Below are 13,829 nucleotides of genomic sequence, written 5' to 3'. Positions count from 1 at the left end.
GGAGCGTGTAGCTCTATCTGCCTGTCTCATCTGTCGAAGAGTTCGATCGTGTTTCGCGTCTGTGAGACGGTTGAGCTGCCGGGGGCGTCACTCATATCAAGGCCATCAGTCCCTTGCGTGATTCGAAGGAGATCCCAAACGGATCTCTAAGGCCGGAAAAGCCTTGTGGCGTTGGCCGTGCCTGAATCCTTGCAGGGGTTCGCGGACAACTCGAATCAACAAAAAAGCCGGAACTTAATTCCAGGAATTAAGTTCCGGCTTTCGGTGGAGCGGCTTACGGTCCTATGCGGAGCTGTGGTGCAGGTGCTCGACCGCCACGCCGAGCCACGGGGCAGCTGGGCCGCTCAGGAGCAGGGGCGCGCACGTGCTGTACGAGAGCACGACGGCGGGCGGTTCATTGGCGACTCCGGTCAGGAGGACGTGGTCGAACGGCATCCACTCACGAGCCCCCACCGGGAGGAGCCGTACGCCAGCCGACGTGAGCACTACTCGGGCAGCGGTGTGATCGCGCCACTGCGGACGGGCGGCGTCCTCCGCTTCCTGCCGCCGACGGGAGTAGAGACGACCGTTGCTCACCCACCGCCGGCCGAAGGTCGGGTGGTCCTCGAAGTAGCCACTCGCCGGGGTCGGGTAGTCGACCCCTGTTCCGTAGAAGCGGGCGGCGGAGCACGCCACGTCCGCGAAGGCGACCTCACCGACCGCAAGGGCAAGACCGTCCGCCTGGACCGGCACAAGACTGCCCCCGCCCTGGAGGTGAACCGCGAGGGCGGACGCTGCGTGTACGGCATCGGCACGGGCGGCGTCCTCAGCCCGGTCGCGTCGGCGAGACCACATCGTCGTTCCTTCCTGATCAAGCTGACCGGCCGGGGCCTGTACGGCGCGAGCCACACAGGTCCCGAGCCTGTCATGAGATGACATCACCAGAGGGCGCTGGAGGCAGCGGCGGGTGTCCTTGCCCCCTCGTCGTCCTCTTCCTTCAGCCGGGCCAGCAGCACACCAAGCCGGTCGTTGCTGATCGCCTGGTGCTTGCGGACGGCGTCCCCTACAACCTCGCGACTGGTCCGTCCGGCTCGCTCGGTAGCCGATCGCGCAATCGGCAGCAGCTCTGCCAACCAGTCGTCATCCGCCTGCCGGTCCTGTGGGCATTCCGCGTCGTCCGGGACGGACGGTGTTTCTCCGTCCGCCGAGATGCGGACCGCCGTGGGCGCGGAGGGTTCCGTGCCCTCCGGAAGTGCTGTGGTCGGCGCGTTGTCCGTAGGTCCACCGTCCGGTCCGTCCGCGCTCTTGCCCTCCGCGTCTTCTTCGTCCGCTTCGGTGGACGGATGGGCTGCGGTGTCCTCCGTACGTTCTTCTTCTGCGGGCGGGGGCTCGGCTTTCCGCAGGTCAACGGCTGCTGCGGCGGCGTCCTGCGGCGCGGACGGACCGTTTGTCAACGGCAGTGGAGGCATCGGCGCCGGTGCTTCCAGCGGACGAGGACGCTGCTGGACAGCGACACGTTCGAGCGTCGGAGACGTCTCGCGGACCGGTCCGGGACCGGAGTCAGCCCCGTCCGGGACCGCCCGCTCAGCCGTCCGCGCCATCAAAATGTAGAGGTGGACCGATCCCGCCAGCGCGAGGGGCGCGAGCATCGACAGCACACCCACGACGCTGTCCGCGAGGTGCAGCGCGGACCGTCCGGCCTGCGGAGAATCGTTCAGCGTGATGGCGTGCAGAGCGTTCGCGCCGAGGCTCGCCCCGGTCGCCGCGAGGAACAAGAACCAGGCGTAGAGCCGTGCCGCGAACCGCTGGTGCCTAAGAAGCACGATCGCCCGCACGCCGTAGGCAATGAACCCGTCGATGAACACCGGGAACAGGTAGGACAAGGTCTCCCTGGCGTGGATCGCGAGGGCGATCTGACGCAGTGCGTCGTACGAGAAAGCGAAGCCGGCCGCGCCGAGCAGGATGATCGCACTGCGGTCCCAGGCCGTCATTCCGCGCAGACTGTAGCTCTCCTGCCGTTCGTTTCCCGCCGCGGTGTCTATGTGCGCGTGTGACATCAGAGGTTGCCCCCGTCGCGCGGGCTGATGTCCTGCCAGGCCGGGGTCTGCGAGAGGAGCTGTCCGAGCTGTTCCAACGAGGTGACCTCGTGCACGTGCTGACTTGGGCAGCTCACGCACGACACCCGCAGCGAGATTCGTTCTGTGCCGCCCTGGTCGGTGTAGTACAGCTCCAGGTGCTGGCCCCCGGTCGTGTCGAGCGACGCGAAAGCTTGCAGGTGTTCTTCGAAGCTGAGAAGTCCCAGCACCTCCCAGTCGAGCGTGACTGCGGCGGCCCCCAGGAGGGTGCGTGCGTACTTGGACGCTGCGGTGATCGACCTCGGGCCCCAGGTGCGGAACGCGGCCTCCCGAGCGGTCTTGCGCCGCTCCTCTGCGGTCGTGAGGTGTTTGGCCGCAGCGAACATGATCGGGTGACTCATCGGGGGCCTTCCAGAAGATCGGTGGTGCGAGGTGCGGTGCCGTCGCCGGGCTCATTGGCGAGGCGAAGGAGAACGTCCGCGTGGCACGGAGCGTCAAGGGGACATGTGCACATCAGGTCGAGCCCGCGCAGCGCTCGGGCGAAGCGAGCTGCGTAGTGGCGTCCGACCGGGCCCCGGAGCGTGGCTGTGAAGAGGTCTACCGACTCCGCAGCGTCCATCGGGGGACCGAGCGGGGACCGAGCCCCGGCTGTGAACGGGTTCGCGTACCGGCTGCGCGGTCCGACGTATGCACAGGCTGTGGACAGCGTTGCGGCGTCGCGGAACGCTCCGCGAAGGCGGACGGGCATCACGCCGCCCTCCCGCCGCGGCGCCGGTCAGCGCCGATCATCGGCACAAGGGTCGTGACCATCTCGGCCAGACGGCTCGCCACGCGGGCCCCGACGAAGTCGGTCAGGTCAGGCCCGGTCTCATCGCGGGCGGGCAGGTTGGACGTGATGATCGTCGGCAAGCAGTGGTTGTACCTGTAGTTGATCAGTCGGTACGTGACCTCCTCGGTCCATTCCGAGGTCTTCGCCGTACCGAGATCATCGAGGAGCAGATACTGAACCCTGCTGAGCCGTTGCAGCTCGTGTTCAGCGGCGCCCATGACCTGTGACGGGCGCAGGTTGCCGTACATGTCCGCAGAGTTCACGGCGATCAGCTCGAACCGGTCCGGCCCGCCGGCCGCGATCCTCCGCAAGGCCCCGTATGCCTGATGCGTCTTGCCCGTCCCCGTGAGGCCGGTGAGGAGCAGAGCGCCAGCCCCGGCGTTGTTCGTGAGTGCCCGGTCGGCCCAGCCGATGACCTCCGGCAGCGTGGCCTCCGCGTCACGGAACCGGGGAGGGGTGGCCCTCTGCCAGCGGCTCAGGGCGTAGTCGGCCCGAGCCCGGGAGTGCCACTCGCGATCTCCGGGGTTCTCTTCCGATGCTTCGTCGGCGGGGTCGGCATCCGGCACGGCCTGAAGTCCTTTCGCAGCGAGTATTCGTTCCATTGCGCGCATCGACCTGGCGCTGCCCGCGCGTTCTGGCTCTGCCATGATCAAAATCCGTTCTGGTAAGCGCTGGGGGCAGCGGCGTTCTGAAAGGGAACCCAGCCTCCGGACTGCCGACGCAACGGCACGACATTCCCCTGAGAGGCTGCTGCGGGGGGAGCGTGCGAGGGCAGATCCGCCCAGATGCGCAGCAGATAGCGGGCGGACTGTGGCGGGCGGTCGGCGTTCCATCGCCGCGCCACCATCTCGACCAGCCGTTCATTTCCCCAACGTGCTGCGAGAGCTGTTACCCGATCCCATTCCGATTCGGTCAGTCGCCAACCAACGAGCATTCCGGCGCCTGTTATGGCTGTTACCAGGTCTTTGGCTCCGTCAGGAACCGTCACCGAGCCTTGCTCGACAGCGTTGTTCTCTCGGCGCGACCTCGGCAAGCTAGCTTGCTCTTTGGTGGTGGTAATACTCCCGTAGGGAGTATTACCACCACGTACGCGCGAGGAAGAAACTTCCGAATCTCCGTGCCGAAACTTCCCACTTCCGACTTCGCTAGCGAGGTTCTGGGAAGGAACTTCCTGGTCCTTCTCTCCCACTTCTGGGCCGCTAGGGCGGAGAGTAGGAAGTTCCTTCACCGTGCTGGTGGCTTCCTCGGCGGTCCCGCTACACAGCAATATGGAGTAGGAATTCGGGTTGGAGGCGCCGCCTCCGCGTTCGTGGCTCAGTTCTCCGAGCTTCGCCAGCTCTCCGAGGCATTTCGTTATCGAACGAGGCGTAAGGCGGGTAACAGCGGATATCTCATCAAGGGTTAGCGTCGCCTTGCCGTCATCGTCCGCCTCGCGGGCCAGCGCCAGCATGACGAGGCGCGAGCCCCTGCACGACTTAGACTGTGACCAGACCAGTTCAGTTGCTATGGCGCTCATCAGTGGTCACCGTCGCCTATGGCTATGCGACGGCTGAGGGAAAGACCGAAAGACTGGTCGTCCTCCGGGACGTAGCCGTTCTGATACGGCTCCGGGGTGAGATAGAGCGTTTCGGTGGGGAGATAGAAGTCGTGGGCGCGACGCCAGTCGGCAGCCTTTCCGAAACCACGCCTGACCATGCGCGCAACTTCCTCTTCGGTCCTGCGGTCGATAAGCATGCGGTAAAAGTCCGATTCGAAGAGGTGGGTAACAGACCGGCGCACGGGATAGACCCGCACGAGTACTGCCGTAGGTGCAATTTCTCTGATCTCGGCACCGATAGTCCTGCGCCGAAATCCGGAAGGGCTGTTCTGAAGCATGGGGGAACTCCCGTGAACGCAGGGTCCGCCGTGCGGAAGAATCGTTTCCTCGGGGCGGCGTCAGGCGGCGACGACGTGGAGCGAGGGCTTGCCCTGCCCGGCCTGCGACTTTCGGTAGCGACGGGCGAGTTTCAGCAGATACTCGTGCGTCACGCCAAGCCCGCGGGCGACGGCAGCAGCGTCCAGTGATGGATCAGTGGCGAAGCGCGCAATCACGGCGTCCCGGGCGGGCTTGGTCAAGGCTGCGGTGCAACCTCGAAGCGCGCCTTCTACTGCTTTCTCGATGTCCCGGTCTTGCCATGCACGCCGCAGCTCTGCACGCTCGGAAGCCAGAAGGCCGCCCCGGATTCCGTACTCGTCGTCATCCTTCAGGGACTCCACCAGGCACCGGGCAGCGACGGCCAACGGGCATGACGCGCACAGATTGCGAGGACGGTTGAGGGAGACTCCCAGCTTGGCTTTCACGGCGTCGGGTTCTTCCCTGGGGCCGTCTGGGAGAGGGACGAAGATATTGATGTCCTGGTTGGCGCATCGGGCGTATTCGGCCCAGTGCTTACCCGGAGCCTTCTTCGACTCTTCTATGAGGGGCAGCCAATTTCCCCGGTGCGCAGCCTCGATGAGGCCGGATATGTCAGTGCTCATTTGTTTCTCGCGATGTTCGCAGCGCCGCGAATTATTGCAATCGGGCGCGAGAGGAGATCAGGAACGCTTACGAGAGCGCTTGGAAGGCTGAAGCGCCATCAGTACCGACTCGTCATCCCTGTGGGCCTTTTCACCAGGGCTGACGAAGTGCATATCGGAAATCGCGTGGAGGTCATCCTCCGTGAACTGCACGAACTTGCCGAACTTCCGGTGAGGGAGCGTGGATATACGCTCGCGGAGCCACTTTTCCGGAATGTTCAGCCGTTCAGCGGCTTCGCTGTACCCGATGTGCAGACGCTTATCGCGGGAGTCAGTAGCCTGGCTGCCCAACAGGGCGTCCAAGCCGCCGGCCTGAGCCAGGAGGCCGACCACGGCCGCGAGTCCCTGCAAGTCCACGGCCGGGCCCGCGTTCGCCGGTGCCACGGCCGCCATCACGCTTCCAGCCCGCGCAGTTCAGCGGTCCGCAGGTCGAAGGCGTGCCCGCCGGAGGCCGCCCATCCGGCTTGGGGGAATGAGCGGATGATCCACCGGGCGATGGTGACCGCTTTCGCCCGAGGGACACGAAGGGTCCGTCCGCTGGCGTTCACGGCGGTCAGCCCGAGGTGGGGCCACAAGGTCCGAGGCCCCTGAAGGCGCACCTGTACGACGGCGACTTCCGGCAGCATGGACGACAGTTGCGCCGCCAGACGTTCGGCCGGGCCCGAAGGGATCTCCACCTTCGGGTTGCAGTCCGTAGTGGGGGACATGCGACACTCCTTTATGTGGTACGCCGCTCCGTCGTGCCGTGCGAAAGGACACGGAGTGGCCGTGCGAGTGACCAGCGCCCTTGTCGGGGGCCACGGATCACGAGCTGTCTGGCGTCCGAGAGGTGCGAACTCTCGGACGCCGATGGCGTTTTGAGGGGAGGGACCGCGCCCGAGTGCTGCGCGGAATCCCCTCTCCACCAAGTCGGTCCACGATGGGAACCGCAGGTGGGCGAAGGCCGAGAGGGGTGCGAACCCCCTCGTTTTTCGCTAAGATGAAGCTATCTTGCTTCGCATCAAAAGTCAACAGTCCGAGGTTTCCTCGGTTCACCCAAAAAACGAGGTCCGATGCCAGCTCGCCGTTTCGACAGAGAACGTGTGCGCGCGGTACGTCGAGCCGCCGATGTCTCGCAGGCCGACGTGGCGTCCGCCCTCGGTGCTGCGGACTCGACCGTGGCGGGGTGGGAGACGGGAGCGACGACACCCGATCAAGAGAAGCTGCCTGCTCTGGCCAGGGTGCTGAACCGGGATCTGGAAGACCTGTTCCCGCGCGAAGGGTTGCCCGATCTGATTGACCTGCGATGCGACGCCGGCCTCTACCGATACGAGACGCGGACGGTCATCGGTACCAAGAGCGACGGGCCGGTGGCTGGAGCCGAAGGGGGTGTCCGCCGCCTCAAGGACCGGTACATCCCTCTCCTGGCGGCTGCATACGGGGTGACCGAGGACGAGCTGAAGCGCGCCCAGGACCGGTCTTTCGGAGAGTCTGACGAGGAGACCGCCGAGGCCGAGAAGGTGCCGGAGACGCTGGCTGAGAAGATCACTCTCTTGCTGGAACGCTCCTACCCGGGCCGAACCGCTCCGGATGATCAGGAGATCGCGGACTCGGTGAACGCCTACGCGGGCTCCCAGGTCACCTCAGCCGAGGACATCGAGGCCCTGCGGACGGGCGGAGACGACGCACCGCTGCCCGTGGTCCTCGAAGGTCTGGCCAAGTTCTTCGACGTCTCGAAGCTGTACTTCGAGCCGAACGAGTCCGTCGCCCGGCAGGTCTACGAAGGACTCCGCCTCATGTCGGCGGCCAAGCAGGGCAAGGTGGGCCGAGTCCGGGCCCGTGGAATGAGTACCGAGGGCCTGCCGGCCGATGTCCTCTCGATCCTGAACGACCTCGCCAGCGAGCTGGACAAGAAGGCCGGTCCAGGCACCAACAGCTAGTGCCCTGTCCCCCGGACCCGCGAGAGTCAGGAAACAGGGCACCAGTGTGAGGTTCCTACTGCCCCGTGCCGCTCGGCTCGTGGCGCAGACCGGAAGCGAACACGGCCTGGACGCCGCCCAGTGCGGAGAGATCCGCGAGTGGGTCACCGTCCACCAGGAGGAGATCCGCGCGGTAGCCGGGAGCGACCTTCCCCGTGATCTCGCCCAGGCCCAGTGCGGCAGCAGCCTGTGAGGTCGCCATGTCGATGATCGAGGCGTTCGACAAACCCAGGTGCGAGTAGAACGACAGGGCCTGAACAAGTCCGTCGAAGCCAGCGCGCTGCACGCCTGCGTCCGTCCCTGCGATCAGGCGGACTCCGGCGTCGGCCATCTGCCGCACCAGATCGAACATCGCACGGGCGCGTTCCTCGCCGAAGAACTTCGGGAGCATCTGCCAGTGCGGGCTTACCGCCGGGCAGACGGTGATGCCCTTCGTGATGATCTGCTGGACCACATCCGGCCGGAAGTCCAGGCCAGTGCTCGACATCCAGGTGCAGTGCTCGATGGTGTCGACGCCCGCGTCGACGGCTGCGGCGATACCGTCGGCACCGTGGGCATGGGCCGCCACGGGCACGCCCGCCTCGTGGGCTTCCTCCACCAGAGCGGCCAGCTCCTCCGCCGTGAACTGCGACTGGTGGCTCTTGGGACCATCCTTCGTCAGACCGCCGCCGGTCACCATCGCCTTGATGACCCCGGCCCCGGACGCGAGGTTGCGCCGTACGAGCTCGCGGATCTCCGTCTCGCCGGAAACCTCGCCGCCCAGGAAGTGACAGTGCCCGCCCACGGTGGTCGCCGGGGTGCCCGCGGAGACGATCCGCGGCCCCGGTGTACGCCGGTCCTTGATCTCGGCGTCCAGACGAAGGGCCAGTCCGCCCCGGTCACCGAGATCACGCACAGTGGTGACGCCACTCCGCAGGAGCTGTTCGCCGCGACGTCGCATGTCCTCGAACAGGGCTTCATCCGTCGAGCCCTGGAGGGCGGCCACCGGATCAGGGCCCCCGTCGAAGGCCAGGTGAACGTGAGCGTCGATGAGTCCCGGCAAGATGGTTCCGCCGAACTCGAACCGGGGCACATCCGCCCCGGCCCGCTCCTCGATCTCCGTGCGCGGCCCGACGGCCGCGATCGACTCTCCCTCGATGAGAACGGCGCCGTCTTCCAGGTAGGTCCCCGAGTCGACGAGCACTCGTCCACCGGTAATCAGCATCGTGACTCCTTGATCTTGCGAGGTCATGCGGCTGCGCGCAGTGCGTCGGATACCGCAATCAGTTGTTTCACATCCGACTCGCGGTCGCTGCCCAGCGCCATCGCGAGGGGAACCGCGCGGCGGGGCGCGGGGACCCCCTTCTCAACCCGGGTGGAGGCCCTGCGGAGCCGGGCAGCAAGCTCGGCGGAGTCGATGTTGAGGACCGTGCTGTCGTCACCCTCGTCCAGCAGGTAAGGGCTGATGTCCACCAAGCCGTCGCGGCATTCCACGATGCGGCGGTGATAACGCCGGTGCACGCCGCGGGCCCGCCACCGGTCCAGGGCCGCTGCGGACGCCGGCCGCAACACGTTATCCGGGTACGTCTCCGCCAGCAGCTCCCACAGCGGCGCGAGGCGGCGGTGATCGCGTCGGTGCTGGAGCCAGAGGCGGAGGGACGAGATCCGGGCTCGGGCTCCGGAGTACGTGATGCCCGCCGCGAACGTGAGGATGGACGCCACCAGAAGGAAGGCGACGGCGGCCATCAGCGGTTTAGGGACCTCTACGTCGGCCGCGCGAACGGCGACGATGACGGCGCGGATCGCGCAGGCCACGGCCATCGCCCCCAGACCCGCGGCGGCCATCCAGAGCCCGGTGGAGTGGGGGCGTCGGGACATGCGGGCGTAGCGGCGAGTCCACCGGCACGCCATGCCGAGCGCGTACATCAGGTAGAGGCCAGCGCCGCCGTAGAAGAACGAGATCTGCGGAGTCGTCATGTCGGCGGTGCTGAAGGAGCCAGCGAAGACCTCGTGCGGCACAGACTCGGCAGCCACTGTGATCGCCACCGCGACGACCGCGACAACGACGGCTTCCTTCCGGGCCCTGCGTCGGCCCGCGTCCTCGTCAGCGGCGGAGTAGAGGTAGAAGCACATCAGGAAGTACACCGCGAGAAGCAGCAGTACGTTCTGGATCAGCTTCGCCGTCCCATGGCCGGCGACGGTGTCGACGCCGGACGCGCCGCCGGGCATCGCTACGGGGTACGAGAGCGCAGCGCAAAGCAGGCAGAGGGTGACTGAGCGAAGGGGTGCGTCATGCGGGCTTCGCTTCCACTGGTAGAGCTTCCAGACCAGTGCGGCCACGAGCCCCAGGAGCAGGAGTTCCACGTTCTACAGCCATCCTCGCCGGTCGCCGAGAGCTGCCTCGACCCGTCGCAGAGCGGGGTCATCGGCCGGAGGAGTGGAGGATGCGAGCAGGGCCGACCACTCCAGGATGATCGTGGCCACGAGTTCGACGGAGCACTCCTCGCTGTCGTCATACGAGCAACGCTGGGCAACGCGCTTGACCGCCTCGGTCCCGAAGACCGGCAGCAGGGTCGCCCACCCCTCCACATCGACGGCCGCCGCGTCCTCATCCGGGGCTGCATCGGGCGCGTCTGTCTCCACCCCGCGGGCGGAGTCCTCGGCTGCCTTCTCGTTCTCCGCCACGAGGATGTGTCCGACCTCGTGCAGGATGATCCCGTCCTGGTGCAGCTCGGTCGTCTCCTGCTGGTACAGGATCACGTCGTAGGTGTCGTACTCCGCCCACATGCCCGAGGGGCCGGGCTTGGGCAGCGGAGCTGCACGCAGAAACAGAGGGCGTCCGCGCCGTCGGCTCAGCTTCTCGCAGAGGTCGTGAACGTCGAGCGGGGGAGTGACCCCGAGATCTTGCAGCTCACGCCGAATCAGCCGGTGCAGATCCTTCTCCACCGTTCGTGCCGTGGCTGTACGCCAGCGTCCAAGACGTCGGCGGTTGGCTCGGTCTTGAGCGGGAACCTTGGGCTCCGCCGCGTCACGGCCACTCTTATCCGACCACACTGAGTAATCCCTCCAACCGGCTGTGATGGCTCCCCGAGCCGGGCGACATCGCGCCCATGTCGATGACGTCCGGTTCCCGGCGCCGGAAACGACCGCAGTCGGCTGCACCTGCGCCCCCACTGCCCCCCTCACAGGGGGAGGGATGTTAGACATCCAGGGCTCGCCGTCTGCTCGGGTGTCACGTACGCGAACGCGCCCTGACGCCCCGGGCGGGGCTGCCCCGCGGAGCTCTCGGGAACCTCGTTGGACAGTACGTGAAGCATCCGACAAGACATGGCCTGAAAGTCATGATCGATTCGTGTAGATGGCAGGTGACTTCAACCAGTCAAAGCGACCTAAAACAACCTTGTTGAATCTCGTACGAGGCTTTGAGCTGCTGCTTTATGGTTTGGCGTGAACGGATCAACTTTCGCAGCTTGTTAGATGACTCCGTTATCAACCTGAGACTTTCGATGGGTCTGGCGCTCTCGCAAACACCCGCGAAGTGGACAAAGTGGCAGATCGGAAGGGGTGTGGTGACGGTCACTCTGGGGCAGTTCGGGCAACTATGGCGTTTACGCTTTCAGCCATGTCGAACGCGATATCCGCCCAGTCGGGCAACTACCTGGAGTTCTGGAGCGAGTACCACCTGTGCACGCTGACCACGCTGCGGCCCAACGGGCGACCGCATGTTGTGCCGGTCGGTGTGACGGTGGACGCCGCCGCTGGCGTGGCCCGAGTTATCACCCGCAAATCGAGTCGTAAAGTGGCCAACATTCTCGCGAGTGGGGGCGAAGCCCGCGTAGCCGTGTGCCAGGTCGATGGCGGCCGGTGGGCCACGCTCGAAGGGATCGCGGAGGTGTGCACCGACGAGGCTGTGGTCGAAGACGCGGTGGCCCGTTACGGAAAGCGATACGGTCGCACGCCGGCCCCGGACCCCGAGCGGGTGGTCATCCTGATTTCGGTCGAACGGGCACTGGGTCAGACCTTGGGCGCCCGCCCTCAGGCGGGCCAGGCCGCCGCGTAGCGTCAAGCGACCCGAGACATAGGCATATGCAGACCCTGAGCGTTACTCAGCCCTGAGTTTTCCTCAGGGGTGGGCGCCCGAAGTGGCTCTACGTTTGCGGGTCATGACAACAAGTCACGAACAGACGGAGCCCGGCGCGGCACCCTTACCGCCCGCGAAGCCGCACCCCGCGTTGAGCGCGGCTCTGCCCGACGGCACTATCCCTAGCATCGTCGCGCGCCTGGCCGCCCACCTGAAGGAGCAGGGCGGAGGGCCAGTTTCGCCGCCAGCGCTGGCCCTCGGCATCTTCGAGAGGGTCGGATCGAACTGGCTGTCCGACTCGTTGCGCGGGACGATGCCGCAGCACAACGAGCCTTTCCGCCAGCAGCTCGGCCGCGAACACCCGCTGTCGCCTGGTAACCGCGTACCGCCAAGCCTCCAGGGAACCGGACTCACTGGCTTGGGCTGGCACCATCTCCTCGGCGCGCTCAGCGACCTGCACGGGAAACCAAGGCACTTGGTCAAGGAGACGAACCTCTTCTTCGCCACGGACACCGTCTTAGGGATGCTGCCTGATTCGCCGGCCGTCATCCTCACCCGGGCACCCATCGGAATCGCTTCCTCCTTCGCCCGAGGCCGGCTCTGGGACCGATGGCGCTACAGCGACCGCTACGCCCAGGTCGCCGCGACGGCCCGCGCCCCGAGGTGGCGTACGGTCTTCGCGCCGCTCCTCCCGCAGGACGACCCCGATCCGGCCACCGCTTTGGGGCGGCTGATCGTCGTGAACTCCCTGCTGCTCGCCCGCGCCCTCTTCGACGGAGACGAGCCGTCCCGCCGCCCCCGCCTGGTCATCCCGTATGAACAGCACGTCAGCGATCCCGGACGTACAGAAGCGGGTCTCACCCAGTTCCTCGGTATCGAAATGCCGGAACCGGCCGGTGCGTCGCCTAACGCTGCTGGCGCCACAGCTGCGGCGGACACCACCTTCGCCACCATCGGACGCAAGGAGACCTTGGTCGCCGAGTTGGCCCCCGGTGTGGTGGACCTCGTCAGCGCGGCGGTAGAGAAGACCGTTGCGCAGGCCCGCCAGCAGCTCGACCCCGAAGTGACCGAGACCGTCACCCAGTGGCTAGCTGGTGACGATCAGTACGAGCTGCACGAACCCGTGCTCCGGCCCAGCCACCGCGTCCGCGCCCAACCTGCTCCCCAGCGGACGGCCAAACCGGCGTACAGGCCGGTAGGGCGATCCCAGTGGCGCAATCTGCTGGTCACCAACACGGAAATGGCCGAGCTGCTGACCATGCTGCACGCGGGCGGTGCGGTGAACTCCCGGCTCGGCACCAATCTTCTGGTCTGCCCGATGCCCCACGAACGTGGTGGACGACTCCACTACGATCCGGTCGATCGGCGCTGGCGGGTTAGCCGCGGATACGAGTCCCATCCCGCGTACTGGGTCACCTGGATCGGGGCGGCCGTCGCGGCAGCATGGTTCGGAGCGCGGTTGCCCAGCCGGGCCGAAGCCTTGGACGCCACGAAGGGCGCGCGGGCGTACAACAGCGGCTATGTCGTGGGGGACAGCTGTCCTGTGATGGAACCCGGCCTTGTCGACCGGGAGATTCACCACCTGATCGGCAACGTTCAGTTCTGGTGTGGCGATGGCCCTGCGCTGCCTGAAGCCCAGTCCTTGCAGCGGTACTTGTTCGGCGCGGCCTGGAACACTCCGAGCACCGAAGATGCGATTTCAGCCGTCCGTTCGCGCTACCTGCTGGGTTCCTCACGAGGCGTTGGGGTCCGCTTGGTGCGCGACCCCCAAACCACCGATGCCGCCCGGCTCGGAGCTTGGGAGCTCGCGCACCTGCTCAATCAGTGGGTCGACGCCGTCAACGAGTCCGCCCGGACCACGCCAGGCGAACTCGACCGGCTGCTGATCAGTTCGATCGGCTTATAGGCCGATCGCGGACTTCGGCCCCATGTACGAACCCGCGCCCGGGAACCCGTTCCGGCAGAGCTTCACGAACACGTCACTGAAGCCTCGGTCGGGCAGGTCGTCCAGCGCCACGAACTCGACGCCTCGGATCGGCCGCGTGTCCGCACCCTCCTTGACCGCTCCGATCTCCCCGCCCACGATGCGGGCCTCGAAGGTGATGTGAACGACGTGAGCACTCGTGTTGTCGCACAGATACAGCAACCGGCCCACTTCAACCTCGGCGCCGGTTTCCTCCCGCATCTCTCTGATCAGCGCCTCATCCAGAGCCTCGCCGTCCTCGACCTTGCCGCCAGGCAGGGACCAGGTCCTGGGGCCGTCGGTGTCCTGGTTGAGCACCAGGATCTTGTCGTCCTCGATGACGATGCCCGTCACACGTGTATGCATCCGCCGACGCTATCGCTCGGGGGACCGGCCCGAAGGGGACACC

The 13,829-nt window shown here is 66.3% G+C and carries 17 protein-coding genes; 3 read left to right on the top strand and 14 right to left on the bottom strand.

Annotated features, from left to right (window positions below):
- Positions 1-282: 282 nt before the first annotated feature.
- The 10 genes from QMF80_RS08195 to QMF80_RS08150 all read right to left on the bottom strand — a co-directional run bounded on the left by QMF80_RS08195 (position 283) and on the right by QMF80_RS08150 (position 6,146).
- The gene (locus QMF80_RS08195) at positions 283-834 is read right to left on the bottom strand and encodes a hypothetical protein (protein ID WP_283451016.1); all 552 of its coding nucleotides are present in this window, start codon (positions 832-834) and stop codon (positions 283-285) included.
- 83 nt (positions 835-917) lie between these two features.
- On the bottom strand, positions 918-2,036 hold the full coding sequence (locus tag QMF80_RS08190; protein ID WP_283451015.1) for a DUF2637 domain-containing protein: 1,119 nt from the start codon (positions 2,034-2,036) through the stop codon (positions 918-920).
- Positions 2,036-2,455, bottom strand: a complete 420-nt coding sequence (locus tag QMF80_RS08185) for a DUF6195 family protein (protein WP_283451013.1) — start codon at positions 2,453-2,455, stop codon at positions 2,036-2,038. Before QMF80_RS08185 ends, QMF80_RS08190 begins: the two co-directional genes overlap by 1 nt.
- A complete protein-coding gene (locus QMF80_RS08180; RefSeq protein WP_248587251.1) occupies positions 2,452-2,802 on the bottom strand; it encodes a DUF4326 domain-containing protein in 351 nt (116 codons plus the stop codon). Before QMF80_RS08180 ends, QMF80_RS08185 begins: the two co-directional genes overlap by 4 nt.
- A complete protein-coding gene (locus tag QMF80_RS08175) occupies positions 2,802-3,449 on the bottom strand; it encodes an ATP-binding protein (RefSeq protein WP_248585362.1) in 648 nt (215 codons plus the stop codon). Before QMF80_RS08175 ends, QMF80_RS08180 begins: the two co-directional genes overlap by 1 nt.
- An 83-nt stretch (positions 3,450-3,532) precedes the next feature.
- Complete coding sequence (locus tag QMF80_RS08170) at positions 3,533-4,399, bottom strand: hypothetical protein (RefSeq protein WP_283451011.1); 867 nt, start codon at positions 4,397-4,399, stop codon at positions 3,533-3,535.
- Positions 4,399-4,758, bottom strand: a complete 360-nt coding sequence (locus tag QMF80_RS08165; protein ID WP_283451009.1) for a hypothetical protein — start codon at positions 4,756-4,758, stop codon at positions 4,399-4,401. Before QMF80_RS08165 ends, QMF80_RS08170 begins: the two co-directional genes overlap by 1 nt.
- Before the next feature lie 60 nt (positions 4,759-4,818).
- Entirely contained in the window at positions 4,819-5,400 is a 582-nt protein-coding gene (locus QMF80_RS08160) for a WhiB family transcriptional regulator (protein WP_283451007.1), read from the bottom strand.
- 57 nt (positions 5,401-5,457) lie between these two features.
- A complete protein-coding gene (locus tag QMF80_RS08155; protein ID WP_283451006.1) occupies positions 5,458-5,832 on the bottom strand; it encodes a helix-turn-helix domain-containing protein in 375 nt (124 codons plus the stop codon).
- Complete coding sequence (locus QMF80_RS08150; RefSeq protein WP_248585367.1) at positions 5,832-6,146, bottom strand: transcriptional regulator; 315 nt, start codon at positions 6,144-6,146, stop codon at positions 5,832-5,834. The genes QMF80_RS08155 and QMF80_RS08150 overlap by 1 nt, the downstream gene beginning before the upstream one ends.
- A 375-nt stretch (positions 6,147-6,521) precedes the next feature.
- Here QMF80_RS08150 and QMF80_RS08145 point away from each other — a divergent pair, with 375 nt between their 5' ends.
- The gene (locus QMF80_RS08145) at positions 6,522-7,358 is read left to right on the top strand and encodes a helix-turn-helix transcriptional regulator (RefSeq protein ID WP_283451001.1); all 837 of its coding nucleotides are present in this window, start codon (positions 6,522-6,524) and stop codon (positions 7,356-7,358) included.
- Positions 7,359-7,413: 55 nt separating this feature from the next.
- Here QMF80_RS08145 and QMF80_RS08140 read toward each other — a convergent pair whose 3' ends face one another.
- Genes QMF80_RS08140 through QMF80_RS08130 form a run of 3 tightly spaced genes read right to left on the bottom strand, consistent with a single transcriptional unit; the run spans position 7,414 to position 10,322 of the window.
- Positions 7,414-8,601, bottom strand: a complete 1,188-nt coding sequence (locus tag QMF80_RS08140; RefSeq protein ID WP_283451000.1) for an amidohydrolase family protein — start codon at positions 8,599-8,601, stop codon at positions 7,414-7,416.
- Between the two features lie 23 nt (positions 8,602-8,624).
- Entirely contained in the window at positions 8,625-9,740 is a 1,116-nt protein-coding gene (locus QMF80_RS08135; RefSeq protein ID WP_283450998.1) for an MAB_1171c family putative transporter, read from the bottom strand.
- A gap of 3 nt (positions 9,741-9,743) precedes the next feature.
- Complete coding sequence (locus QMF80_RS08130; protein WP_283450996.1) at positions 9,744-10,322, bottom strand: hypothetical protein; 579 nt, start codon at positions 10,320-10,322, stop codon at positions 9,744-9,746.
- Between the two features lie 676 nt (positions 10,323-10,998).
- Here QMF80_RS08130 and QMF80_RS08125 point away from each other — a divergent pair.
- Both QMF80_RS08125 and QMF80_RS08120 read left to right on the top strand, forming a co-directional pair.
- Positions 10,999-11,436, top strand: coding sequence for a pyridoxamine 5'-phosphate oxidase family protein (locus tag QMF80_RS08125; RefSeq protein ID WP_283450994.1), 438 nt, complete (start codon positions 10,999-11,001; stop codon positions 11,434-11,436).
- 103 nt (positions 11,437-11,539) lie between these two features.
- Positions 11,540-13,363 (top strand): hypothetical protein, encoded by a 1,824-nt coding sequence (locus QMF80_RS08120; RefSeq protein ID WP_283450992.1) that lies wholly within the window; start codon positions 11,540-11,542, stop codon positions 13,361-13,363.
- Here QMF80_RS08120 and QMF80_RS08115 read toward each other — a convergent pair.
- The gene (locus tag QMF80_RS08115; RefSeq protein ID WP_283450990.1) at positions 13,358-13,774 is read right to left on the bottom strand and encodes an NUDIX domain-containing protein; all 417 of its coding nucleotides are present in this window, start codon (positions 13,772-13,774) and stop codon (positions 13,358-13,360) included. The genes QMF80_RS08120 and QMF80_RS08115 overlap by 6 nt on opposite strands.
- Positions 13,775-13,829 lie beyond the last annotated feature (55 nt).

The sequence above is a fragment of the Streptomyces sp. G-G2 genome (genome assembly GCF_030063135.1).
Classification (GTDB): Bacteria; Actinomycetota; Actinomycetes; order Streptomycetales; family Streptomycetaceae; genus Streptomyces.
This window is presented reverse-complemented; position numbering and strand designations above follow the sequence as displayed.

Coding starts and splice junctions, on each gene's coding strand:
- QMF80_RS08195 (WP_283451016.1), bottom strand. CDS start 834: ATGTGGTCTCGCCGACGCGACCGGGCTGAGGACGCCGCCCGTGCCGAT.
- QMF80_RS08190 (WP_283451015.1), bottom strand. CDS start 2,036: ATGTCACACGCGCACATAGACACCGCGGCGGGAAACGAACGGCAGGAG.
- QMF80_RS08185 (WP_283451013.1), bottom strand. CDS start 2,455: ATGAGTCACCCGATCATGTTCGCTGCGGCCAAACACCTCACGACCGCA.
- QMF80_RS08180 (WP_248587251.1), bottom strand. CDS start 2,802: ATGCCCGTCCGCCTTCGCGGAGCGTTCCGCGACGCCGCAACGCTGTCC.
- QMF80_RS08170 (WP_283451011.1), bottom strand. CDS start 4,399: ATGAGCGCCATAGCAACTGAACTGGTCTGGTCACAGTCTAAGTCGTGC.
- QMF80_RS08165 (WP_283451009.1), bottom strand. CDS start 4,758: ATGCTTCAGAACAGCCCTTCCGGATTTCGGCGCAGGACTATCGGTGCC.
- QMF80_RS08160 (WP_283451007.1), bottom strand. CDS start 5,400: ATGAGCACTGACATATCCGGCCTCATCGAGGCTGCGCACCGGGGAAAT.
- QMF80_RS08155 (WP_283451006.1), bottom strand. CDS start 5,832: ATGGCGGCCGTGGCACCGGCGAACGCGGGCCCGGCCGTGGACTTGCAG.
- QMF80_RS08150 (WP_248585367.1), bottom strand. CDS start 6,146: ATGTCCCCCACTACGGACTGCAACCCGAAGGTGGAGATCCCTTCGGGC.
- QMF80_RS08140 (WP_283451000.1), bottom strand. CDS start 8,601: ATGCTGATTACCGGTGGACGAGTGCTCGTCGACTCGGGGACCTACCTG.
- QMF80_RS08125 (WP_283450994.1), top strand. CDS start 10,999: ATGTCGAACGCGATATCCGCCCAGTCGGGCAACTACCTGGAGTTCTGG.
- QMF80_RS08120 (WP_283450992.1), top strand. CDS start 11,540: ATGACAACAAGTCACGAACAGACGGAGCCCGGCGCGGCACCCTTACCG.